The organism is Micromonospora sp. U21, from assembly GCF_018070045.1.
GTDB lineage: Bacteria > Actinomycetota > Actinomycetes > Mycobacteriales > Micromonosporaceae > Micromonospora.
In genome coordinates, this window is record NZ_JAGPYK010000001.1 from 512,598 (window position 1) to 535,134 (window position 22,537).

General features: G+C 72.9%; 26 protein-coding genes. 14 read left to right on the top strand and 12 right to left on the bottom strand.

What is annotated here, in order from left to right; genetic code table 11:
* Window positions 1-152 precede the first annotated feature (152 nt).
* A complete protein-coding gene (dtd, locus tag KBX63_RS02435; protein WP_210907443.1) occupies window positions 153-575 on the bottom strand; it encodes a D-aminoacyl-tRNA deacylase in 423 nt (140 codons plus the stop codon).
* Window positions 575-2,059, bottom strand: coding sequence for a methyltransferase (locus KBX63_RS02440; protein ID WP_210907445.1), 1,485 nt, complete (start codon window positions 2,057-2,059; stop codon window positions 575-577). Before KBX63_RS02440 ends, dtd begins: the two co-directional genes overlap by 1 nt.
* A 104-nt stretch (window positions 2,060-2,163) precedes the next feature.
* Here KBX63_RS02440 and KBX63_RS02445 point away from each other — a divergent pair, with 104 nt between their 5' ends.
* The gene (locus KBX63_RS02445; protein WP_210907452.1) at window positions 2,164-2,745 is read left to right on the top strand and encodes an HhH-GPD-type base excision DNA repair protein; all 582 of its coding nucleotides are present in this window, start codon (window positions 2,164-2,166) and stop codon (window positions 2,743-2,745) included.
* 18 nt (window positions 2,746-2,763) lie between these two features.
* Here the strand turns inward: KBX63_RS02445 and KBX63_RS02450 are convergent, their stop codons facing one another.
* Entirely contained in the window at window positions 2,764-3,075 is a 312-nt protein-coding gene (locus tag KBX63_RS02450; protein ID WP_074318058.1) for a hypothetical protein, read from the bottom strand.
* Between the two features lie 13 nt (window positions 3,076-3,088).
* Window positions 3,089-3,376: a hypothetical protein gene (locus KBX63_RS02455; RefSeq protein WP_074318059.1), complete on the bottom strand. Its 288-nt coding sequence runs from the start codon at window positions 3,374-3,376 to the stop codon at window positions 3,089-3,091.
* A 104-nt stretch (window positions 3,377-3,480) separates the two neighbouring features.
* On the opposite strand from KBX63_RS02455, the gene KBX63_RS02460 reads away from it, so the two are divergent.
* Window positions 3,481-3,840, top strand: coding sequence for a DUF3099 domain-containing protein (locus KBX63_RS02460; RefSeq protein ID WP_210907459.1), 360 nt, complete (start codon window positions 3,481-3,483; stop codon window positions 3,838-3,840).
* A gap of 27 nt (window positions 3,841-3,867) precedes the next feature.
* On the opposite strand, the gene KBX63_RS02465 is transcribed toward KBX63_RS02460, so the two are convergent.
* A complete protein-coding gene (locus KBX63_RS02465; protein WP_210907461.1) occupies window positions 3,868-4,767 on the bottom strand; it encodes a carbohydrate kinase family protein in 900 nt (299 codons plus the stop codon).
* The gene (locus KBX63_RS02470) at window positions 4,764-5,696 is read right to left on the bottom strand and encodes a pseudouridine-5'-phosphate glycosidase (RefSeq protein ID WP_210907463.1); all 933 of its coding nucleotides are present in this window, start codon (window positions 5,694-5,696) and stop codon (window positions 4,764-4,766) included. The genes KBX63_RS02465 and KBX63_RS02470 overlap by 4 nt, the downstream gene beginning before the upstream one ends.
* A gap of 90 nt (window positions 5,697-5,786) precedes the next feature.
* Between KBX63_RS02470 and KBX63_RS02475 the strand changes: the two genes are divergently transcribed.
* The 3 genes from KBX63_RS02475 to KBX63_RS02485 all read left to right on the top strand — a co-directional run bounded on the left by KBX63_RS02475 (window position 5,787) and on the right by KBX63_RS02485 (window position 8,665).
* Window positions 5,787-6,005: a DUF3039 domain-containing protein gene (locus KBX63_RS02475; RefSeq protein ID WP_088946800.1), complete on the top strand. Its 219-nt coding sequence runs from the start codon at window positions 5,787-5,789 to the stop codon at window positions 6,003-6,005.
* 40 nt (window positions 6,006-6,045) lie between these two features.
* Window positions 6,046-6,708: a trimeric intracellular cation channel family protein gene (locus KBX63_RS02480; RefSeq protein WP_210907465.1), complete on the top strand. Its 663-nt coding sequence runs from the start codon at window positions 6,046-6,048 to the stop codon at window positions 6,706-6,708.
* Between the two features lie 223 nt (window positions 6,709-6,931).
* Window positions 6,932-8,665 carry a DEAD/DEAH box helicase gene (locus tag KBX63_RS02485; RefSeq protein ID WP_210907466.1) on the top strand — a complete coding sequence of 578 codons (1,734 nt, stop codon included), beginning with the start codon at window positions 6,932-6,934 and terminating at the stop codon, window positions 8,663-8,665.
* Window positions 8,666-8,992: 327 nt separating this feature from the next.
* On the opposite strand, the gene KBX63_RS02490 is transcribed toward KBX63_RS02485, so the two are convergent.
* Together KBX63_RS02490 and KBX63_RS02495 are read right to left on the bottom strand one after the other, a co-directional pair.
* Entirely contained in the window at window positions 8,993-9,226 is a 234-nt protein-coding gene (locus tag KBX63_RS02490; RefSeq protein WP_007456919.1) for a hypothetical protein, read from the bottom strand.
* A gap of 245 nt (window positions 9,227-9,471) precedes the next feature.
* Window positions 9,472-11,070, bottom strand: a complete 1,599-nt coding sequence (locus tag KBX63_RS02495; RefSeq protein WP_210907467.1) for an RNA polymerase sigma factor — start codon at window positions 11,068-11,070, stop codon at window positions 9,472-9,474.
* Between the two features lie 289 nt (window positions 11,071-11,359).
* Here KBX63_RS02495 and KBX63_RS02500 point away from each other — a divergent pair, with 289 nt between their 5' ends.
* Window positions 11,360-12,181 carry an inositol monophosphatase family protein gene (locus KBX63_RS02500; RefSeq protein ID WP_210907468.1) on the top strand — a complete coding sequence of 274 codons (822 nt, stop codon included), beginning with the start codon at window positions 11,360-11,362 and terminating at the stop codon, window positions 12,179-12,181.
* Window positions 12,182-12,302: 121 nt separating this feature from the next.
* Here the strand turns inward: KBX63_RS02500 and KBX63_RS02505 are convergent, their stop codons facing one another.
* On the bottom strand, window positions 12,303-12,821 hold the full coding sequence (locus KBX63_RS02505; protein WP_210907665.1) for a LytR C-terminal domain-containing protein: 519 nt from the start codon (window positions 12,819-12,821) through the stop codon (window positions 12,303-12,305).
* Between the two features lie 433 nt (window positions 12,822-13,254).
* Between KBX63_RS02505 and KBX63_RS02510 the strand changes: the two genes are divergently transcribed.
* Window positions 13,255-13,551, top strand: a complete 297-nt coding sequence (locus tag KBX63_RS02510; RefSeq protein ID WP_210907470.1) for a DUF4193 domain-containing protein — start codon at window positions 13,255-13,257, stop codon at window positions 13,549-13,551.
* Window positions 13,552-13,671: 120 nt separating this feature from the next.
* On the top strand, window positions 13,672-14,469 hold the full coding sequence (locus KBX63_RS02515) for a hypothetical protein (RefSeq protein WP_210907472.1): 798 nt from the start codon (window positions 13,672-13,674) through the stop codon (window positions 14,467-14,469).
* Between the two features lie 50 nt (window positions 14,470-14,519).
* Here KBX63_RS02515 and KBX63_RS02520 read toward each other — a convergent pair whose 3' ends face one another.
* Window positions 14,520-15,053 (bottom strand): DUF3093 domain-containing protein, encoded by a 534-nt coding sequence (locus KBX63_RS02520; RefSeq protein WP_374102173.1) that lies wholly within the window; start codon window positions 15,051-15,053, stop codon window positions 14,520-14,522.
* Between the two features lie 84 nt (window positions 15,054-15,137).
* Between KBX63_RS02520 and dut the strand changes: the two genes are divergently transcribed.
* The 4 genes from dut to KBX63_RS02540 all read left to right on the top strand — a co-directional run bounded on the left by dut (window position 15,138) and on the right by KBX63_RS02540 (window position 17,588).
* A complete protein-coding gene (gene dut, locus KBX63_RS02525; protein WP_210907476.1) occupies window positions 15,138-15,674 on the top strand; it encodes a dUTP diphosphatase in 537 nt (178 codons plus the stop codon).
* A gap of 25 nt (window positions 15,675-15,699) precedes the next feature.
* A complete protein-coding gene (locus KBX63_RS02530) occupies window positions 15,700-16,371 on the top strand; it encodes a DUF3710 domain-containing protein (RefSeq protein WP_210907478.1) in 672 nt (223 codons plus the stop codon).
* 127 nt (window positions 16,372-16,498) lie between these two features.
* Window positions 16,499-16,879, top strand: a complete 381-nt coding sequence (locus KBX63_RS02535; protein WP_074318071.1) for an OB-fold nucleic acid binding domain-containing protein — start codon at window positions 16,499-16,501, stop codon at window positions 16,877-16,879.
* Window positions 16,880-16,904: 25 nt separating this feature from the next.
* Window positions 16,905-17,588, top strand: coding sequence for a DUF3159 domain-containing protein (locus KBX63_RS02540; RefSeq protein WP_210907480.1), 684 nt, complete (start codon window positions 16,905-16,907; stop codon window positions 17,586-17,588).
* A gap of 28 nt (window positions 17,589-17,616) precedes the next feature.
* Here KBX63_RS02540 and KBX63_RS02545 read toward each other — a convergent pair whose 3' ends face one another.
* Together KBX63_RS02545 and KBX63_RS02550 are read right to left on the bottom strand one after the other, a co-directional pair.
* The gene (locus KBX63_RS02545; RefSeq protein WP_210907482.1) at window positions 17,617-18,312 is read right to left on the bottom strand and encodes a TrkA family potassium uptake protein; all 696 of its coding nucleotides are present in this window, start codon (window positions 18,310-18,312) and stop codon (window positions 17,617-17,619) included.
* Between the two features lie 3 nt (window positions 18,313-18,315).
* The gene (locus tag KBX63_RS02550; RefSeq protein WP_210907484.1) at window positions 18,316-18,981 is read right to left on the bottom strand and encodes a TrkA family potassium uptake protein; all 666 of its coding nucleotides are present in this window, start codon (window positions 18,979-18,981) and stop codon (window positions 18,316-18,318) included.
* 163 nt (window positions 18,982-19,144) lie between these two features.
* Between KBX63_RS02550 and KBX63_RS02555 the strand changes: the two genes are divergently transcribed.
* Together KBX63_RS02555 and KBX63_RS02560 are read left to right on the top strand one after the other, a co-directional pair.
* A complete protein-coding gene (locus tag KBX63_RS02555) occupies window positions 19,145-21,223 on the top strand; it encodes an APC family permease (protein ID WP_210907486.1) in 2,079 nt (692 codons plus the stop codon).
* A complete protein-coding gene (locus tag KBX63_RS02560; protein WP_210907488.1) occupies window positions 21,216-22,490 on the top strand; it encodes a class I SAM-dependent RNA methyltransferase in 1,275 nt (424 codons plus the stop codon). Before KBX63_RS02555 ends, KBX63_RS02560 begins: the two co-directional genes overlap by 8 nt.
* Window positions 22,491-22,537 lie beyond the last annotated feature (47 nt).

Consider the following 22,537-nt stretch of genomic DNA (forward strand, 5'->3'; position numbering starts at 1 on the left):
TCCTAGGGCATACCGTCGTTGTTGGAGATCCACTAGCGACGATATGCCCTAGATCAGCGGGGAAGAGGGACGCGCGGCACGCGGCGGGCGGGTGGGCGCCGCTGCGGCGGCAACAACTTCATGATCGACCGGACGTTAGCGGGGTCGGCCGGTCACAGGTCGAGCAGGATCGTGCGGGGGCCGATGTTGACGCTCTCGACGAGCATGTGGGCGCCGAAGCGGCCGGTCTCCACCTTGGCGCCGCGCTCGCGCAGCGCCTCGACGACCGCCGTGACCAGCGGCTCGGCCACCTCGGCCGGGGCGGCCGCCGTCCAGCTCGGACGGCGGCCCTTGCGGGCGTCGCCGTAGAGGGTGAACTGGCTGACCACCAGGACCGGGGCACCGGTGTCGGCCGCGGACCGCTCGTCGTCGAGAATCCGCAGCTCGTGCACCTTGCGGGCCATCGTCCGGGCGGTCTCCTCCGTGTCGGTGTGGGTCACCCCGAGCAGCACCAGCAACCCGTCCTCGATCGCGCCGAGCACCGCGCCGTCGACCGTCACGCTGGCCCGGCCGACCGTCTGCACCACCGCCCGCATCAGCCGGTCACCGGCTCGATGAAGCCCCGCTCCACCAGGTGCGCGACGATCGGCCCGGCCGCCTCGGCCAGCTCGTCCGTCTCGACCTCGTGCGCGGCAGCCAGCAGGGCGAGCTGGTCCCGGAGCGGCAGCCGGCCGTCGGCCCCGCCCACCAGCGCCAGGACCAGCGGGTCGACGTCCTCGGTCCACCGCAGGCCGTGCGGCATCGCGAGGACCTGCCGGTCCACCGCCCAGCCCTCGTCGCCCATGGTGGCGTCCTGGCGCAGTTGGAGGCCCTCGGCGGCCCGGTAGCGCTCGGCGAGCAACGCCTCGGTGTCGCGTACCCGCAGGAAGTCCTGACGGTCGAACCAGGCGGCGACCTGGTCGCCCAGCGGCGGCTGCACCCGCTGGCGCAGGTCCTCCACCCGGACCACCGGGTCGGCGTGCCCGCTGCGGCGCAGTGACACGATGCCGAAGCCGATCGCCTCCACCTTGTGCGCGTCGAACCAGTCAAGCCAGGCGGCCATCCGCTCCGGGTCGGCGCTCTCGCCGACGTCGGTGAGCCACAGGTTGACGTACGCCATGGGGTCGGCCACCTCGCGTTGGATGACCCAGGCGTCCAGGCCGGTCCCGGCGAACCAGCCGGCCACCCGCTCGTCCCACTCCTCGCCGGCGACGTGCACCCAGTTCGCCAGGTACTGCATGGTGCCACCCTCGGTGAGCAGGTCAGGGGCGGCGGCGGCCAGTTCGGCACCGATCGCGTCACCCACCCGGCCGGAGTCGCGGTAGACGTGCGTGGTGGTGCCCGGGCCGACCACGAACGGTGGGTTGCTCACCACCAGGTCGAAGCGGCGGCCGGCCACCGGCGCGACCATGTCGCCGCGCAGCAGCTCCCAGTCCTGGCCGTTGAGGGCGGCGGTCGTCGCGGCGAAGCGCAGGGCCCGCTCCGAAAGGTCCGTGGCGGTCACTGAGCTGGCGTGGGTGGCCAGGTGCAGCGCCTGGACACCGGAGCCGGTGCCGAGGTCCAGCGCGGTGTCGACCGGCCGGCGGACGGTCGCGCCGATCAGGGTCTGGGTGGCCCCGCCGATGCCGAGCACGTGCTCGGAGTGCAGCGGTCGGCCCGGACGGGCGCTGGCCGGCACGTCGGCGAGCACCCACCAGTCGTCGCCGTACGGCTCCAGATCGACGCCGGCGCGCAGGCCGTCGCCGTGCCGCTCGACCAGCCCACCGGCCACTGCCTCCGCCACGCTCAGCGGCGCCAGCGCGGCGGCCACGGTCGCCTCCGACTCGGTCTGGTCGCAGATGAACACCCGGATCAGGGTGCTGAGCGGGTCGCGTTCCTCGGTGGCCCGCAGCGCGGCCCGGTAGTCGTTGCGCGCGACCCCGCCGGTGGCCTGCGATCCGAGCCGGGTCGCGATGCCGTTGCTGGTGAACCCGGCCCGGGTCAGCGCGGTGCGCAGCGCGTCAACGCCGGCGGGGGAGAGCAGCATGTCGTGTTCGTCCACGTCGCCATCCTGCCCCCCGCGGTGCCCCCGGTCGGCGGCACCCGCCGGGTCGAACCCGGAGCGTCGGTGTTCACCCCGGGTCGGCGTCGGGGCAGGATGGGCACATGACGCTCGTCCTGCCCATCGACCCCGAGGCCAACCGGCTGCTGGAGAGCAGCCCGCTGGCCAGGCTCCTCGGCATGGTTCTTGATCAACAAGTGCCGATGGAGAAGGCGTTCTCCTCGCCGTACGTGCTGGCGCAGCGGCTCGGCCACGAGCTGGACGCGGCGGAACTGGCCGGGTACGACCCGGAGGCCCTGATCGCGCTCTTCGCCACCCCGCCCGCCCTGCACCGGTTCCCGAAGGCGATGGCGGCCCGGGTGCAGGAGGTGTGCCAGGTCCTGGTGGACCGCTACGACGGCGACGCCGCCCGGCTCTGGACCGACGTCGCCGACGGGGCGGAGCTGTTCCGCCGGGTCGCCGAGCTGCCGGGCTTCGGCAAGCAGAAGGCGCAGATCTTCGTGGCTCTGCTCGGCAAGCGGTTCGGGGTGACCCCGCAGGACTGGCGGGAGGCGGCCGGCGGCTACGGCGACCCGGGCGCGTACCGGTCTGTGGCCGACGTGACCGACACCGACTCGCTGCGTCGGGTACGGGAGTACAAGCAGCAGATGAAGGCGGCCACGAAGGCGAAGGCCACCGACGGCTGACCCGACGAGGCGGTCCGCTCAGGCGGCGGTGGGGTGGGCCAGCGAGGCCAGCGCGCGCCGGACGTCGGCGAGCGAGACGGTGGCGGAGTCGTCCAGGTCGGCCAGGCCCGCCTCGATCCACTGCCGCATCAGCGTGGTGACCCCGATGCCGCGGGCGTCGGCGGCGGCCCGCACCCGCTCGTAGGTCTCCAGCGGCAGCCGGACCGACCGGCTCACCATCGGCACGTCGGTGTCGGGGGTGGGCAGGTCCACCGCCGGGCTCTCGTCGATCAGCTCGGCAATCCGGTCGTCGCCGCTGTGGAACTGCTTGGTCGCGTCGTTACGGTGCATCGTCACGGCCTCCTCATCGGCGAGATCTCCGCACGGCCTCGTCGTAGCGCTTGGACTCGACGTCGCTCAGCTCGCGGGCGGAGAGGATGTCCCAGTCGTTGTCGGTGCCGTCGGCCTCGGCGAGCAGCACCGCCAGTCGGCGGCCCCGCCGGGCGGCGGCGTAGACCACCATCACGTCGTCGCCCAGATGGCGGATCACCCGTCGGGCGCTGTGCAGCGCCTCCCAGACTTCCCCGGGCGTGACGTCGTAGACCCTCAGGTTGGCCAACGCCTCGTCGGTGAAGCTGAACCTGCTGCCCACGTCGGGGAGCGTACCACGGGCGTAACACGCACCGGGATGAGTTGAATTTCGCTGATCACGGCTCCGCGGTGACAGGATGGGTCGTAATCCCCTTGAGGAGGTCCATGGTGAAGCGTCAGGCGTACCAGCCGATTCTGATCACCGACGCCTCGCGCAGCCAGAACGATCAGCTCACCAGCCGTCAGCGCCGCTATGTCCTGATGATGGGCATCCGGGTGGCGTGCATCATTCTCGGCGCGATCCTGGTCGGCGCGAACGCCCCACTGCTCTGGCTCTGGCTGCCGCTGTGCGCCCTGGGCATGGTGCTCATCCCGTGGCTGGCCGTGCTGCTGGCCAACGACCGGCCGCCGAAGGAACAGCACCGACTGGCCAACCGCTTCCACCCCCGCCAGCAGGACGACACCCCGCCGATGAGCCTCACCGCCGAGGAGCGTCCGCACAAGGTCATCGACGTCGAACCCTGACCCGCTCAAGGGCCAGGGTTGGACAGATCACGACCGTGGCCGGGCGCCGACGGTGGAGACGGCCAGGGCCCCCAGGTCGGTGGCGCGGTCCAGCGCCGCCGTCGGGGCGGCGCCGACGAGCCAGGCGGTGAGCAGACCGGCCGCGAAGGCGTCGCCCGCCCCGGTGACGTCCACCACGGCCACCCGCCGGGCCGGAGCCACACAGACCGGCGCCGTGCGGTCCACCCAGACCGCGCCGGCCGCGCCGCGCTTGACCACCACCCGCCGGGCCGTCGCCGACAGCGCCCGCCCCTGCGCCGCCGGGTCCAGCCCGCCGGCCAGCACCGTCGCCTCGTCCGCGTTGACCAGCAGCAGGTCGACGTCGCGTACCCAGCCCAGGAAGGCCGCCGCACCGACCCGCCGCAGCGGCGCCGCGGAGGCCGCGTCGACGCTGGTGGTGAGCCCGCGCTCGCGGGCCGCCTCCAGCGCCCGCAGCCCGGCGCCGCGCGACCCGGCGTCCAACAGGGTGTACGCGGACAGGTGCAGGTGCCCGGCGTCGGGCACCGCCGCGAGGGCCCGCTCGACGTGCCCGGCACTGAGCCGCAGGTTCGCGCCCCGCTGGCTGACCATGGTGCGCTCGTCGTCGGTGGCCAGCACGATCACCGTGCCGGTCGGGACGCCCTCGACCCGGTCGACCGCGCAGTCGACACCCGCACGGTCCAGCTCGGCCATCCGGTCGCGCCCGGCCTCGTCGTCGCCGACCGCGCCGACGAGCGTGACGTCCACCCCCTGCGCGGCGATCCAGGCGGCGGTGTTGGCCGCCTGCCCGCCGCCGCCGATGCTGATCCCGGCCGAGGTGTCCGAACCTGCCGCGAGCGGCCCGGACAGCACCGCGACCACATCGGTGATCACGTCCCCGACGACGACCACCCGGGCCGGTCGGGTCATGCCGGGACGGCGGTGGCGCGGGCGGCGGCGACCGCGATCCGCGCGGCCAGATCGGCGTTGCGCAGGATGATCCGGACGTTCACCGTCAGGCTGGCGCCCTCGGTTGCTGAGTGGAAGTGCGCCAGCAGGTACGGCGTGACGGCCTTGCCGGTCACCCCGTCCCGCTCCAGCAGGGCCAGACCCTCGGCGAGGTTCCGGTCGTGCAGCACCGGGTCGAGCTGCTCGTCGACCGGCAGCGGGTTGGCGACGATCAGGCCGCCGGCGTGCACGGCGTGCCGGTCACGGGCAGCGAGCACGGCGGCGACCTGCTCGGCCGAGTCGACCGACCAGTCCAGGTCGAAGCCGCTGTCGGTGAGGTAGAAGCCGGGGAACCGGCGGGTGCGGTAACCGACCACGGCGACCCCGAGGGTCTCCAGCCGCTCCAGCGTCGCGCCCACGTCGAGGATCGACTTGACCCCGGCGCAGACCACGGCGATCGGGGTCCGGGCAAGTGTGATCAGGTCCGCCGACTCGTCGAAGGTGTGCGCCGCCTCGCGGTGCACCCCACCGAGCCCTCCGGTGGCGAACACCCCGATCCCGGCCGCGGCGGCCACCGCACTGGTCGCGGCCACGGTGGTGGCGCCGTCCGCGCCGGTAGCCGCCGCCACCGCGAGGTCGCGGACGGAGAGCTTGGTCACTCCATCGACGGTGGCCAGGCGGGTCAGCTGCGCGTCGTCCAGGCCGACCACCAGCTCGCCGCCGATCATGCCGATCGTCGCGGGTACCGCCCCGGCGTCCCGGACCGTCTGCTCGATTTCCCGAGCCACCCGAAGGTTCTCCGGCCGGGGCAGGCCGTGCGAGACGATGGTGCTCTCCAGGGCGACGACGGGCCGGCCGTCGTGCAGGGCGCCGGCCACCTCGGTGCCGTAGCTGATGCGAAAGTCAGTCACGGGGGGCCACGGTACGGGGTCGGGCCCTGGCCGGCCTCAAGTGGACCCGGCCGTGATGACCTGCCAAACTTGACGGTTGGAGGTGCAGACGTGAGCACAGAGGTTCTCGAGCGTCCGGAGCTGAAGGACGCCGATACCGGTCCCGAGATGTTCCACTACGTCCGCAAGGAGAAGATCGCCGAGAGTGCCGTCATGGGCACCTACGTCGTCGCGCTCTGCGGGGAGACCTTCCCGGTCACCAAGGCGGCCAAGCCGGGTTCGCCGGTCTGCCCCAAGTGCAAGGAGATCTACGACTCGTACCGCGAATGAACGGCGGCCGGCGTCCCGGCCGGCGACGTAGCCTGCGGCGGTGACCACCTCCACCGCCCTGCTCCTCGCCGACCTGACCGGGGTGGCGGTCTTCGCCGCGTCCGGGGCCTCGGCCGCGGTGGCCAAGCGGCTCGACCTGTTCGGCGTCGCGTTCGTCGGCTTCGTGGCCGCCCTCGGCGGTGGGATCTTCCGGGACCTGGTCATCGACGAGGTGCCGCCGCTGGCCTTCGCCGACTGGCGGTACGTGGCGACCGCCGCCGTCACCGCGCTCGCCGTCTTCTGGCTGCACCCTCAGCTGGCCCGGCTACGCACCACGGTGCTGGTGCTGGACGCGGCGGGCCTCGGGCTCTTCACCGTGACCGGCACGCTCAAGGCGCTCGACGCCCGGGTGCCCGCGGTCGGGGCCTGCCTGATCGGCATGCTCACCGCGATCGGCGGTGGGCTCGGCCGTGACCTGCTCACCGCCGAGATCCCGGTGGTGCTGCGCCGGGAGATCTACGCGGTGGCCGCCCTGGTCGGATCGGTCGCGGTGGCGCTGCTGTACGTCACCGGGCAGACCGGACCGGCGCCGCTCACCGCCGCCGCCGTGCTGGTCTTCGGGCTGCGCCTGATCGCCCTGCGTAGGCGCTGGTCCGCCCCGGTGGCGACGCTGCGCCCGCCGCGCACCGGCGGGGCGGATTCGCGCACCGACCGGGACTGGTGAGGCGCTCGGGGCCCACGCGGCAGCGGGGCTCTCCCGTGCCCCGGGGCGGCGCGGGCGGGCGTGGTGAATGTGACCAGCGTGGCGTCGCCTGGGCCGTGGGGCCCGCGCTGGTTATGCTGAGTCGGCCTTCGCGGCAGCTTCTGCGCGGAGGCGTTTTCATGGGCGGCGGTACTCGTGGCCCTCGCCCGGGGTCCGCCGTCGTGCGGTCGGAGAGGAGTCTCGCGTGGCAGCCCGGACGCCGGTGCTCGAGACGTTCCCGGCACTACGTGCCTGGCAGCGCAAGGCCCTGGTGGAGTACCTGCGCCGACGCAGCGAGGACTTCACCGCGGTCGCCACGCCCGGCGCCGGCAAGACCACCTTCGCCCTGCGGATCGCGGCCGAACTGCTCGGTGACGGCACGGTGGAGGCCGTCACGGTCGTCGCCCCGACCGAGCACCTGAAGAACCAGTGGGCCGAGGCCGCGGCCCGGGTGGGCATCCAGCTCGACGCCGCGTTCCGCAACGCCGACGTGCACTCCGCGGCCGACTTCCACGGCGCGGTGGTCACCTACGCGCAGGTGGGGATGGCCCCGCAGGTGCACCGGCGGCGCACCATGACCCGACGCACCCTGGTCGTCCTCGACGAGATCCACCACGCGGGTGACTCCCGGTCCTGGGGTGACGGGGTGAAGGCCGCCTTCGAGCCGGCCGTACGCCGGCTGATGCTCACCGGGACGCCGTTCCGCTCCGACGACAACCCGATCCCGTTCGTCAGCTACGAGCGCGGCGGTGACGGGCTGCTGCGCTCCCGCGCCGACTCGGTGTACGGCTACTCCGACGCGCTGCGCGACGGCGTGGTCCGGCCGGTGCTCTTCCTGGCGTACTCGGGGGAGACCCGCTGGCGGACCAACGCGGGGGAGGAGTTGGCAGCCCGGCTCGGCGAGCCGATGACCCAGGACCTGGTGGCGCAGGCGTGGCGTACCGCCCTGGACCCGGCGGGGGACTGGATGCCGCAGGTGCTGCGGGCCGCCGACGCCCGGCTCACCGTGCTGCGTAACGCCGGGATGGCCGACGCCGGCGGTCTGATCATCGCCACCGACCAGCAGTCCGCCCGCTCGTACGCCAAGCTGATCGAGCAGCTGACCGGCGAGAAGGCCGCCGTGGTGCTCTCCGACGACCTGGGGGCGTCCGCGCGGATCGCGACGTTCGCGGCGTCCGAGCAGCGGTGGCTGGTCGCGGTGCGAATGGTGTCCGAGGGGGTGGACATCCCGCGGCTCGCGGTGGGGGTCTATGCCACCAGCGCCAGCACCCCGCTCTACTTCGCCCAGGCGATCGGCCGGTTCGTCCGGGCCCGCCGGCCCGGGGAGACCGCGTCGGTCTTCCTGCCCAGCGTGCCGCACCTGCTCGGGCTGGCCAGCGAGATGGAGACCGAGCGGGACCACGTGCTCGGCAAGCCCAAGGAATCCGACGGTTTCGACGACGACCTGCTGGAGCGGGCGCAGCGCGACGATCAGGCCAGCGGTGAGCTGGAGAAGCGGTTCGCCGCGCTCTCGGCCACCGCCGAGCTGGATCAGGTGATCTTCGACGGCGCGTCGTTCGGCACCGCGGCCCAGGCGGGCACTCCGGAGGAGGAGGAGTACCTCGGCCTGCCGGGCCTGCTCACCGCCGACCAGGTCTCCCTGCTGCTGACGAAGCGGCAGGCCGAGCAGCTCGCCGCCCAGCGTCGCCGCACCGCCGAGCGGGCCGCTCAGCCGGCCGGTGCGCCTGTCGCGGCGCCGCCGGCACCGATGAGTGCCGCCCAGCGCCGAGTGGCGCTCAGGCGGCAGCTGAACGCTCTGGTGGCCGCTCGGCACCACCGCACCGGCCAGCCCCACGGCAAGATCCACGCCGAGCTGCGCCGGCTCTGCGGCGGCCCGCCGAGCGCCCAGGCAACCATCGAACAGCTTGAGGAACGCATCGCCACCGTGCAGACCCTCTGACCCCACCGGCACCGTTCGCCCCCGCCCGACCCCGGGTTGTTCGCCGGGCGGGTTGGGCTGACCGGTTCGGGCGGTGCTGCGCCCCTCGGGGTGGCCCGCGCCCGCCTTGCGGCGTGATCCACTCGGTTTTGGTGAGTACGCGGTATCAGAGCGGGGTTGGATGGCGCGGTTCAAGGAACCCGAGTGGATCATGGGGTGGGTTGTGCGTGGGCCGGCTGTCGCCCGCCTGAGGCGCGGGTCGTCGGCCTGGCAGCGGGCAGCGGGCAGCGAAAAGCCGACCGGAGGCACCCACAGGGTGCCTCCGGCCGGCTATGTCGGGTTGCGGACTTAGTTCGCCATCAGATCGGCGCCACGCCAGCTGAAATCGGGCTCCGTTGCGAACCGCTCGGTGATCTTCACGAGATCCTCCGCGTACTTGTTCGCGTGGTGCCCACAGAACACCAGCTCGCTCCCACCCACCAGAGTGATCCGGAGCTTCCCGGCAGCATTGCAGCGGTCGCACCGTTCATCGGCGGCTGGGGGCGCCACCGTCTCGGGCGGCGGCGTGAGGGTCGAGTTCATCGCCTTCCTCCTCTGGTCGTCACCGATGAACAATCTCTTCGGTCGTTGCTCACCTATCGTGCAACACCTTTACTAGGAACTGCCTTCCCTGTGTGCCCGCGGGGGACCGAGGTCACACCTGGCTGGGACAGTGTGCCGTGCACCCAGGGTGCCACGTCAACGATCACATTCGTGCATCCGGACGATCACCATCTGGCGTTGCACACCAGATGGTCAAAACGACACGTTCGGTTGACGAAACCCTCTCAGTCCAGGTAATCCCGGAGGACCTGCGACCGGGACGGGTGACGCAGCTTGGACATCGTCTTGGACTCGATCTGCCGGATCCGCTCCCGGGTCACCCCGTAGACCTGGCCGATCTCGTCCAGCGTCCGCGGCTGGCCGTCGGTCAGGCCGAAGCGCAGGCGTACCACACCCGCCTCACGCTCGGAGAGCGTCTGCAGCACCTGCTGGAGCTGGTCCTGCAGGAGCGAGAACGAGACCGCGTCGACCGCGACCACGGCCTCGGAATCCTCGATGAAGTCGCCGAGCTGGCTGTCGCCCTCGTCGCCGATGGTCTGGTCCAGCGAGATGGGCTCCCGGGCGTACTGCTGGATCTCCAGCACCTTCTCCGGTGTGATGTCCATCTCCTTGGCCAGCTCCTCCGGCGTGGGCTCGCGGCCCAGGTCCTGGAGCAGCTCGCGCTGTATGCGGCCGAGCTTGTTGATGACCTCCACCATGTGCACCGGGATGCGGATGGTGCGGGCCTGGTCGGCCATCGCGCGGGTGATCGCCTGCCGGATCCACCAGGTGGCGTAGGTGGAGAACTTGTAGCCCTTGGTGTAGTCGAACTTCTCCACCGCGCGGATCAGGCCGAGGTTGCCCTCCTGGATCAGGTCGAGGAAGGCCATGCCACGCCCCGTGTACCGCTTGGCCAGCGACACCACCAGGCGGAGGTTCGCCTCCAGCAGGTGGTTCTTGGCCCGCTCGCCGTCGCGGGAGATCCAGCCCAGGTCGCGGACCATCTCCCGGGTGAGCTTCTCCTCGCCCTCGTCGGCCGCGCGCAGCCGCTCCGCGGCGTAGAGCCCGGCCTCGATCCGCTTGGCCAGCTCCACCTCCTGCTCGGCGTTGAGCAGCGGAACCTTGCCGATCTGCTTGAGGTAGGCGCGCACCGAGTCGGCGGAGGCGGTCAGCTCGGCGTCCCGCCGGGCCTGCTTGAGCGCCTCGGACTCCTCGTCGTCCCACTCGAAATCGTTGTCGGTGGCCGAGGCGGCGGCGTCGGTCTCGGCGGCCTGGGTCAGCTCGGCCGGCTCCTCGACCACCACGTCCTCGATCGCGGCGGCCAGCTCCTCCGGGTCGATCTCACCCTCGGCGCCCTTGCCGCCGGCCTTGGCCGGCTTGGCGCCGGCGGCCGCGGCGACCGTCGCCTTGGTGGCCCGGGTCGACTTGGTCGCGGCCTTCGCCGGCGTGGCGGCGGCCTCGGCGGTGCTGCCGGCTGCCTTGCGCGCGGCCACCTTCCGCGGGCCCGGCGTCGACGGGGCCTCGTCGGAGGCGGGTGCCTGCTTGGGCGCCGGTGCGGCGGCCTTCTTGGTGGCCTTGGCGGTGGTGGCCCGGGACGCCGGCGTGGTCGAGCGGGCCGCGGCCACCCGGCGGCGGGTGCTCGCCGAGCCGTCGACCACCACGGTCACTCCCGCCTCGGAGAGTGCCCGCAGAATCTTCTTGGCCTGGGCCGGAGTCACCTCGGCGGACTCGACGGTGCGCGCGAGCTGGGCCGACGTGAGCTGACCACCGGCGCTCTGCGCGTGGGCGATCAGAGTGTCGGTAAGCGAGCGAACGTCGGCGCCGGTCTGGCGGGGTTCTGTCACGAATGACCTTCCGGAGGCGAAGAGCGGGCACGGCCGGGTCGTCCGGCACAGCGTGGGGCAACCGGGCCGGGCGATGTGGTTGAGGGACCCCCGTGTCCCGGGCCGGCCGGTGGTCGGCGGTCCGTGGCGCGGTGGCAGGGGTGAATTGTAACGCCGTCTGCGGCGATCATCCTGCGCCGCACGGCGTACCGGCGGTGGGGACCGCCGATTCGGCGCAGATGTGGACTTTGTAAGGATGATACTCGCGCGCGGCCCGGAACGCCCCGGTCGTGCGGGAAGGGGGCGTGGGATGGACCGTTCGGTGCCGCCAACCGAGGACTTGCTGGCGATCGCGCTCGACGTTACGCGGGACGCCGCGGCCACCGCGTACCGGATGCGGGTCGAGGGCGTCGCCGTGGCCGCGACCAAGAGTACGGTCACCGACGTGGTCACCGCGGCCGACCGGGCGGTCGAGCGGCAGGTGCTCGACGCGCTGCACCGGCTGCGGCCGGGTGACGCGGTGCTCGGCGAGGAGTACGGCACGGGGGACACCGGGCCGGTCGGGCCGGGCGGCGTGCGCTGGATCGTCGACCCGATCGACGGCACCGTCAACTACCTCTACGGGCTGCCGTACAGCGCGGTGTCGCTCGCCGCCGAGGTGGACGGCGTGGTGGTCGCCGGCGTGGTGCGCAACGTCAGCACCGGCGAGGAGTGGACCGCCACGGCCGGCGGGGGCGCCTGGCGCGACGGCGTCCGGTTGCGCTGTTCCGGCGAGACCGACCTGGGGCAGGCGCTGGTCGCCACCGGCTTCGGCTACGACGCCGGCCGCCGGGCGCACCAGGCCCGGGTGGTGGCCGGGCTGATCGCGCACGTGCGGGACATCCGCCGGCTCGGCGCCGCCGCGCTGGATCTCTGCCTGGTCGCGGAGGGGCGCCTGGACGCGTACTTCGAGAAGGGCCTGGCCGCCTGGGACCTGGCTGCCGGTGGGCTGGTGGCCGCCGAGGCGGGCGTGCGGGTCACCGGCCTGGACGGCCGTCCGCCCGGCCCGGACCTGGTGCTCGCATCCCCGCCCGCGCTCTTCGCGCCGCTGCACGACCGCCTGGCCGCCCTGGACGCCGCCGGCGGTCCCTGACCGGCGCTCCGACCCGCGGCGCGTCGGTGGGTCCGGGGTCGGTCGTCGTCGGCGGCGCGCCGGGCCGGCTGGTGGCCCGGCGCGCGGTGCCGTAGGGGTCAGCGTCCGCCGACCTGTCCGGTCACTTCTTGGCGACCGGGGACGGGCACGACTCCGGGGGCGCCACCGGAGCGCCCAGGTCACCGAGGGACTGGTTCACCTCGGTCGTGGTGGCGAGCTGCTGGAAGCGGCTGCCCAGCACCACGTCCACCGTGTCGTCGGTGCGCTTCGGGTCGTAGCCCGGCTCGGCGTTGTTGAGGAAGTACGCCTGCAGCAGGTGCGCCGAGCCGACGCCCTTGGGGCCGTACCGCAGCACGGCCACCTCGTCGATCCCCTTGGGCGCGTTGCCGACCTTCTTGACCTGGAACTTGCGGTTGCGGAAGTCGTCCGCGACGCTGCCGGCCCGGCCTGGCTCGTCGGTCGCGTTCAAGACGTTGATCTTGACGTCCTTGGGCTCGTGCAGCGTCACGTCGGCCAGCGGCCAGCCGTCGGGGCAACCCTCGGCCGTGCCCGCCTTACCCTGGGTGTCGCGGACCAGCGCGGTGATCACGAAGGTCAGGGCCAGCACCCCGAGCAGGCCGACGACGACGAGTGCTCGCACTCGCGCAAAACTCATCTGGGCGCTCCCGGACGTCAGGTGGGTGGCGGCGGCCGCCAACGATCGCACTGACCGGCGGCCGTCGAATACGCCGCTGAGGTTAACGGTTGTCCGGCCGTCGCGTGGAAACAGTCCGACATGCCGGCGCGCCGACCGCGAACCGGGTACTACTACCCCTATCTTCGTGTCGCCTGAGTCACATTGGGAACAACTTCGCGTGCTGGGGCGTACATCTCAGCGGCGAGGGCGGTATACATGCCTCGCCCAAAGGGGGGGTAAGGTTCCGCGCTCGCAGGGGAGTCGCCCCAGCGGGCTCGACCCGTTCGGTCCCCGGGTCGGGTGCCCGACACAACTGGTGGCCGGCCAGCGGAACCGAAACAGCGTCGTCCGGCGTTACAACCGGAAGCGACAACATCGATATGGGAGAGTGAAACCGATGGCCACCGACTACGACGCCCCGCGTCGCGACGAGGTCGACCTCGGCGAGGACAGCCTGGAAGAGCTCAAGGCCCGGCGCGTCGACTCACAGTCGGCCGCGGTGGACGTCGACGAGGCCGAGGTGGCCGAGAGCTTTGAGCTGCCCGGCGCCGATCTGGCCGACGAGGAGCTCACGGTCAAGGTGCTACCGATGCAGCAGGACGAGTTCCGGTGCGCTCGCTGCTTCCTGGTGCACCACCGCAGCCAGCTGGCGGTCGAGCGTAACGGCGAACTGATCTGCCGCGAGTGCGTCTGACACTCACGACACCAGCGGCGGCCTCCTGATCGGGGCCGCCGCTGCCGGTGTAGCCATGCGGCACCGGTGGGTACCTGCTTGACTCGTAGGGGTAGCCACAGCACCGGGAGGTCCGACCCCATGAGCGATCGAGGCGACACCACCGGCGCCGGCACGGACGACCTCGGCGCCACCGTCGCGGCGTTGACCGCGGACGACATCGAGCCGGCAAAACGCCGCCAACTGCTCACCCGGATGGTCGGGCAGGCCCGTGCCCGTGGCATCGGCGACCTGTTCAAGCCCCGCGCCGCCGTGCGCTGGATGGTCGACACCGTCGCCGAGATCGCCCCGCACGTACCGGTGCGGGACCTGGCCACCCTGCGCCAGCACTTTCCAGGGCTGGACGACAACGCCCTGGCCGAGCGGTTGATCCGCAACGCGGCCCGGACCACCGCCGGGATCGGCGCCGCCGGCGGGGGAGTCGCCGCCGTCGAATGGGCGGTCGCCCCGACCCTGCTGTCCGCGCCGGTGCTGCTCGCCGCCGAGACGGTCGCCGTGGTGGCGGTCGAGCTGAAGCTGGTCGGCGAGCTGCACGAGGTGCACGGCGTGGCGCTACCGGCCGGCGGCAGCCAACGGGCGGTCGCCCTGGTGCACTCCTGGGCCACCCAGCGTGGGGTCAACCCGATGATGCCCGGCGTGGGGGTGGGCGCCGTGCTCGGCACCGCCGCCCGCAAGGAGCTGCGGGACACCCTGCTCCGGCGCTTCGGGCGCAACCTCACCACACTCGGGCCGTTCCTCACCGGCGCGGCCGTGGCCAGCTTCCTCAACCGCCGGGCGACCCGGTCGATGGCCGACCAGCTCCAGGTGGACCTGCACCGGCGCGGCATCGCCCGTTCGGCCCCGCCACCGTCGCTGCCCGGTCCGCCGACCGGCACCTGAGCGGCCCGCCGACCGGCACCTGAGCGGGCGCGCACACGGAGCCGCCGCGGTCAGCCCGGCTCGCCGGCCGTGCGGTCGACGCGGGCTCGGGCGTCCCGGGCGGTCAGCACCGCCTCGGCCAGCTCGACCGGATGCCGGGTGCTCACCACCCAGAACGGGGTCGGGTCGGCCGGGTCGTCGAGCACCACCTGCACGGCCCCACCGATCCACGGCCGCTGGACCACGAAGGCCAGCGGGTCCGCGCCCACCCCGAGCACCTCACGGCGGCCGGCGACGTCCAGCGGCACCACGTCCGCCACGAAGCGCACCGGCAGCCGGGCGTCGTCCACCCGCAGCTCACCGTCGGCGACCGCGACCCGGATCCGGCCCAGCCACCACAGCCCGGCCGCGGTGGCCGGCAACAGCACCGCGAACGGCAGCCAGGCGCGGACGCCGGGCGCGCCCATCCAGATCTCGACGGCGAGCAGCGCGGCGGCCACCAGCCCGGCCAGCCACAACCACCAGGGCAGATCCAGCCGTTCGGCGTACGCCGAACGGGCCGCGACCGGCGGCTGACCGGCGGACGGAGAAGGCGACATGCTCACTCCTGCGAGGGTACGGCGCACGACGGCCCGGGTAACCGGCAGGATGGCAGGGTCACCCCGATCAACCGGACGGAAGGGAAACCTGTGACCGACGTCGTACCCGTGCCCGTACGGCTGCTCGATGCCGAGCTGCCACTGCCCGCGTACGCCCATCCCGGCGACGCCGGGGCCGACCTGGTGGCGGCCGCGGACGTGGAGTTGCCGCCCGGCGGCCGGGCCCTGGTGCCCACCGGCATGGCCATCGCGCTGCCGGAGGGGTACGTGGGCCTGGTCCATCCCCGCTCCGGTCTGGCGGCCAGGCTCGGCGTGACGGTGCTCAACGCGCCCGGTACGGTCGACGCCGGCTACCGGGGTGAGATCCTGGTCAACCTGATCAACCATGATCGGGAAACGCCGGCGAAGATCTCCCGCGGCGACCGGATCGCGCAGCTCGTCGTGCAGCGGGTCGCGCGGGCGCGGTTCGAGCCGGTGGCCGAGCTGCCCGGGTCCCAGCGCGGGACCGGTGGGCACGGCTCCACCGGCGGACACGCCGGGCTGGTGCCGCCGCCGGCGGGCCCGGACCGGGTCGAGCAGCGGCTGGACGAGCCGAGCCGCGGGCAGACGGAAGAGGTGGCAGGGTGAGTGCGAACAGCGGAGGGTGGGCGCAGTGATCTTCTCCCGAAAGCGGGCCGGTGCCGGGCGGCACACCCGTGACGAGCGGACCACCGAGGTCGGCGACCAGAGCACCAAGGAGTCGACGCCGACGCTGGAGCGCGGCCCGTACGACATCTCCGAGGTCAACGACGACGTGCAGCGGCTCGACCTCGGCAGCCTGCACATCCCGGCTGTCGCCGAGGTTGAGGTGCGGGTGCAGGCCGACCCGCAGGGCGTGATCCAGCAGGTGGTGCTGGTGCACGGGGAGAACGCGCTGCAGCTCGGTGTCTTCGCCGCCCCCCGGTCCGAGGGAATCTGGGACGAGGTGCGCGAGGAGATCCGCCAGTCGCTGCTCCGCGACGGCGCCGACGCCCAGGAGGTCGACGGCGAGTACGGCCCCGAGCTGCACGCCCAGGTGCGCACCCCGGACGGCCCGACCAACCTGCGGTTCGTCGGCGTCGACGGGCCGCGCTGGATGGTCCGCGGTGTGTTCCAGGGCCCGGTGGCCCTCGACCCGGCCACCGCCGGGCCGCTCGCCGAGTGCCTGGACGGCCTGGTGGTCGACCGGGGCCAGGAGGCGAAGCCGGTCCGCGAGCCGCTGCCGCTGCGGCTGCCCAAGGAGGTCGCCGACCAGGCCGGCGTTGAGGCCGGGGACGCGTCCGCCGCCGAACCGCGCCAGGTCTGACCCACGCGCACCGGCCCGCCGGAACCACCCCCGTCGGCGTACGCTGGCGGCACGGTTCCGGCGTCGCCGGCGGCCGGGCCAGTGCCGGCCAGGGGCCGGTGAGCGTGGAGAGGGTGACGCGGAGGTCATGATGACCGACGAGAGCCGGGTGTCGCTGCGGCGCATCCTGCAACGGCTCACCGCCAGCGAGGCCGAGATCGACGCGCAGGAGCTGCGTCGGGAGAGCGCCGAGTGCGGCGGTGTCCCGGCCCAGCAGTGTTCCCGGGGTCAGGTGGTCTCGGTCGCCGGTCGGCTCCGCACGGTGGTCTACACGCCGCGGACCAACCTGCCCACGCTCGAGGCCGACCTGTACGACGGCAGCGACGTGGTCACCCTGGTCTGGCTGGGTCGGCGGCACATCGCCGGGATCGAGCCGGGGCGGCACCTGACCGCGCGCGGTCGGGTCGCGGTGCGCGACGACCGCAAGGTCATCTACAACCCCTACTACGAGCTGGACTCGCCGAAGTGACGGCGCTGCGGACGGAAGGCCGGCGATGACGACGGGACAGCACCGGGCGGCACAGCCGGAGACCGGCCCTCAGGACGACGAGCAGCTGCCGACGATCGCCGAGCAGATGGCCGACCAGCTCGGCGGCTGGCGGGGGCTGGTCGAGTCCAGCATCCCGGTGGTGGTCTTCGTCATCGCCAACATCATCGGCGAGCTGCGGCCCGCGGTGATCGCCTCGGTGGCCGTCGCGCTGCTGATCGCCGGGCTGCGGCTGGCCCAACGCCGGCCGATCCGGCACGCGGTCAACGGGCTGTTCGGCGTCGGCATCGGCGCGGCCATCGCCTGGCGTACCGGCGACGAGCGCGACTTCTACCTTCCCGGCATCCTCTACGGCATCGGCTACGGCATCGCCCTGCTGATCTCGGCGGCCATCCGGCAGCCGCTGGTGGGCTGGATCTGGTCGGTGCTGGTGGCCAAGGGCCGCGCGGAGTGGCGGGACGACCCGAAGCTGGTGCGCACCTTCACGCAGCTGACCGTGCTCTGGGGCGTGGTCTGGCTGGCCAAGGTGGGCGTGCAGGCCGGGCTCTACCTGGCCCACCAGGACACCGCGCTGGGCGTGGCCCGGCTGGCGCTGGGCTACCCGCCGTACGCGCTGCTGCTGCTGATCACGGTCTGGACGGTGCGCCGGGTCACCCGGGAGCCGCAACCGACCCCGCTGCCCGGCGCCTGAGCGTAGCGCCGGGGCCGCCGGCGACGGCTCAGCGTGAGCGTGAGCTGCGGGTCCGCTCGACGCTGTCCGGGCCGAGGATCACCGCGCGGACCTGGTCCTCCACCTCGGCCGTGCAGACGAAGACCAGCTCGTCGCCGGCCTCGATCGGGTCGTCCGGGCTGGGCACCAGGACACGCTTGCCGCGTAGGATCGCCACCAGGGCGGAGTCGCGGGGCAGCGGCACGGCGTGGATCGGCTGACCGACGTACGGCGCGGTCGGCGGCAGCGTGATCTCGACCAGGTTCGCCTCGCCCTGCCGGAAGGTCATCAGCCGGACCAGGTCGCCGACGGTCACCGCCTCCTCGACGAGCGCCGCCATCACCCGTGGCTTGCTCACCGCGACGTCCACGCCCCACTGCTCGGTGAACAGCCACTCGTTCTCGGCCCGGTTGACCCGGGCGACCACGCGGGGCACCGCGAACTCGGTCTTGGCCAGCAGCGACACCACCAGGTTGACCTTGTCGTCGCCGGTCGCCGCGACCACCACGTCGCAGCCGGCGATGTTGGCCTCCTCCAGGCTGGCCAGCTCACAGGCGTCGGCCAGCACCCACTCGGCGGACGGCACCCGGTCCGGGCGCAGCATCTTCGGCTGGCGCTCGATCAGCATCACCTGGTGGCCGTTCTCGATCAGCTCCTGGGCGATCGAGCGGCCCACGTTGCCGGCGCCCGCGATGGCGATCCGCATGGCTCAGTGCCCCCCTTCCGGCGGCGTGGCCGCCACCGACGTGACCGTCGCCACGATGTCGTCGCTGACCAGCATGAAGACCTGGTCACCCTCCTGCACGACGGTCGAGACGGTGGGCAGCGTGCCGATGCCGAAGCGGATCAGATAGGCCACCCGCGCACCGGTCGCCTCCTCCAGCGTGCGCACCGGCCGGCCGATCCAGTCCTTGTGCACCGGGACCTCGACGATCGACACGGTGCTCGTCGGGTCGCGGAAGATCTCCACGTTGCCCTCCGGCACCAGGTGCCGCAGCATCCGGTCGGCCGTCCAGCGCACGGTCGCCACGGTGGGGATGCCCAGCCGCTCGTAGACCTGCGCCCGGCGCTGGTCGTAGATCCGGGCCGCGACCCGGGACACGCCGAACGTCTCCCGGGCCAGCCGGGCGGAGATGATGTTGGAGTTGTCGCCGCTGGAGACGGCCGCGAAGGCGTCCGCCCGCTCGATGCCGGCCTGCTGCAGCACGTCGCCGTCGAAGCCCGCTCCGGTCACCGTGATCCCGGCGAAGTCGGGACCGAGCCGGCGGAAGGCGTCGGCGTCCTGGTCGATCACCGCCACCGAGTGCCCGCGGGACTCCAGGCTGTGGGCGAGGGTCGACCCGACCCGGCCACATCCCATGATCACGACGTGCACGCTGCCCCTCCCAAGGTGCGGACCGCTCCCGCTGCCGTTGGCCTCCGAGTGCGAGCCTGCCACGTCCGGGTCGGAAGCGGGGACCGACCGTACCCCGTCGCCCCAGCCAGCCGTGATCGCCCACCCCCGCATTCCGGCCGTGGTGGTCGTACCCTTGGCGTTCGTGGCCAGTCCCACCTCGCTGCTGAAGCGGCTGCTCCTCGGTCGACCGTTCCGGTCCGACCGGCTGCAGCACACCCTCCTGCCGAAGCGCATCGCGCTGCCCGTGTTCGCCTCCGACGCGCTGTCCAGCGTCGCGTACGCGCCCGACGAGATCCTGCTGACCCTCTCCATCGCCGGCGCGTCGGCGTACTTCTTCTCGCCGTGGATCGCGCTGGCGGTGGTCGTGGTCATGTTGACCGTGGTCGCCAGCTACCGGCAGAACGTGCACGCCTACCCCTCCGGCGGTGGCGACTACGAGGTGGCCACCGTCAACCTGGGGCCGAAGTTCGGCGTCGGGGTGGCCAGCGCCCTGCTGGTCGACTACGTGCTCACGGTGGCGGTGTCGGTCTCCTCCGGGGTGGCCAACCTCGGCTCGGTGGTGCCCTTCGTGGCCACCCACAAGGTCATGATCGCGGTGGCGGCGGTGGTCCTGCTGACCGCGGTTAACCTGCGCGGCCTGCGCGAGTCGGGCACCGCGTTCGCCATCCCCACCTACGGCTTCGTGATCGTGATGCTCGGGATGCTGCTCACCGGGCTGGTCCGGGTCTTCGTGCTGGGCGACGAACTCCGCGCGCCGAGCGCCGATCTGGTGATCCAGGCCGAGCACAGCGTGACCGGTTTCGCGCTGGTCTTCCTGCTGCTGCGGACGTTCAGCTCGGGCGCCGCCGCGCTGACCGGAGTCGAGGCGATCTCCAACGGGGTGCCGGCGTTCAAGGCGCCGAAGAGCCGCAACGCGGCCACCACGCTGCTGCTGCTCGGCACCATCTCGGTGAGCATGCTCGTCGGGATCATCTGGCTGGCCCGGCTGACCCACCTGCAGTTCGTCGAGGACCCGGCCCTCCAGATCGTCTCCGGTCCCGAGGGGTACGTGCAGAAGACCGTCACCACCCAGCTGGGCGAGACGGTCTTCGGTTCCGGGTCGATTTTGCTCTACGTGCTGGCCGGGGTGACCGCCCTGATCCTGTTCCTGGCCGCGAACACCGCGTTCAACGGCTTCCCGGTGCTCGGCTCGATCCTCGCGCAGGACCGCTACCTGCCCCGGCAGTTCCACACCCGGGGCGACCGGCTGGCTTTCTCCAACGGCATTCTCTCGCTCGCCGCCTTCGCGATCGTGTTGATCGTCGGTTTCCAGGCCGAGGTGACAAAGCTGATCCAGCTCTACATCGTCGGAGTCTTCGTCTCGTTCACGGTCTCCCAGGCCGGCATGATCCGGCACTGGAACCGGCACCTGCGGACCGAGCGGGACCCGGAGGCGCGCCGCCGGATGCAGCGTTCCCGGGCCATCAACACGTTCGGCATGGGCCTGACCGGTACGGTGCTGGTGATCGTGCTGATCACCAAGTTCCTGCTCGGCGCCTGGATCGCGATCGCCGCGATGGCGGTGATCTACCTGGTGATGCTCGGCATCCGCGCGCACTACGACCGGGTCGCCCGGGAGTTGACCCCGCCGGACGAGGGCCGCGCCGTGCTGCCCGCCCGCAACCACGCGATCGTGCTGGTCAGCAAGCTGCACCAGCCGACCCTGCGAGCCATCGCGTACGCCCGGGCCACCCGGCCGGACACGCTGACCGCGGTGACCGTGAACGTGGACGACAAGGACACCCGGGACCTGCAGACCGAGTGGGATCGGCGGGAGATGGCCATCCCGCTGACCGTGGTCGACTCGCCGTACCGGGAGATCACCCGGCCGATCCTGGACTTCGTCGCCTCCACCCGACGCCAGTCACCCCGGGACGTGGTCACCGTCTTCATCCCCGAGTACGTGGTCGGGCGCTGGTGGGAAAACCTTCTGCACAACCAGAGCGCGCTGCGCCTCAAGGGGCGCCTGCTCTTCGAACCGGGGGTGATGGTGACGAGCGTGCCGTGGCAGCTCGCCTCGACCGCGAGCAAGAACCTGGACCGGCTGGACGCCACGCTGTCCCGGACCCCGGCGCGCGGGCCGCGGGTGGCCCCGCGCGGCACCCTGCCGCCGGTCGTCTCCGCGCCGTCCGGCGAGAGCGGTCCGGTCGACGGCGGCCCGGGCGGGACCGGCCGTGACTGAGCCGGGCGTACGGCGGGCGCCGGCACCCCCGCCGCCGGAGCGTGGGCTGGCCGAGGCGGAGCAGGTCGAGCTGACCGTCGACGCGGTCGCCCCTGGCGGGCACTGCGTGGCCCGGGTGGACGGCCAGGTCGTCTTCGTCCGGCACGCGCTGCCCGGCGAGCGGGTGATCGCCGAGGTCACCGAGGTGCACCGCGGGTTCGTCCGGGCCGACGCGGTGACCGTGCTGGAGCCCTCGCCGGACCGGGTCGAGCCGCCCTGCCCGTACGCGAAGCCGGGCGCCTGTGGTGGCTGCGACCTGCAACACGTCGCCCCCGACGCGCAGCTGGCCTGGAAGGCCGCCGTGGTGCGTGAGCAGTTGGTCCGCCTCGGCGGGCTCACCGACGCCGAGCTGGACCGGCTCGGCGTCCGGGTCGAGGCGCTGCCCGGCGGGCTGCTGGGCTGGCGCTCCCGGGTCCGCTACGCGGTGGACGCCGCCGACCGGGCCGGCCTGCTCAAGCACCGCTCGCACGAGGTGGTGCCGATCGACCGCTGCCGGATCGCCCACCCGGCCATCCAGCAGCTGCCGGTGCTCACCCCGACCGGCGCGCGCTGGCCCGCGGCCGAGGCGGTGGAGACCGTCGCCAGCACCGGCGGGGACGTGACCGTCGCGGAGGTTCGCGACGGCGTGGTGACCCCGGTGAGTGGGCCCAGCGTGGTCCGCGAGGTGGCCGCCGGGCGGGACTGGGCGCTGCCCGCGTCCGCCTTCTGGCAGGTGCATCCGGCGGCGGCGGACACCCTGTCCACGGCCGTGCTGGAACTGCTCGACCCGCGACCGGGCGAGGTGGCCTGGGACCTCTACGGCGGCGCCGGGCTGTTCGCCGCCGGGCTGGCCGCGCGGGTCGGTGCGACCGGCCGGGTGACCCTGGTGGAGGCGGCGGCACAGGGCGTCGCCGCCGCCCGGGAGAACCTGGCCGACCTGCCCCGGGTCGAGGTGGTGTCGGCCCGGGTGGAGACGGCGCTGGCCCGCCGACGGATCACCGGCCCGGTCGACGTGGTGGTCCTCGATCCGCCGCGCTCCGGGGCGGGCGCTCCGGTGGTGCGCGCGTTGGCCGCCGCCGGCCCGCGCGCGGTGGCGTACGTGGCCTGCGACCCGGCCGCCTTCGCCCGGGACGTGCGCACCTTCGCCGAGCTGGGCTGGCGGCTGGACGCACTGCGCGGCTTCGACCTGTTCCCGATGACCCAGCACGTCGAGCTGGTCGGGCTGCTGCTCCCGCCGTCCGGGCGTTAGCAGGGGACCCTTCCTATATACGAGGCGTTAACAGGGGGCCCTTCCTT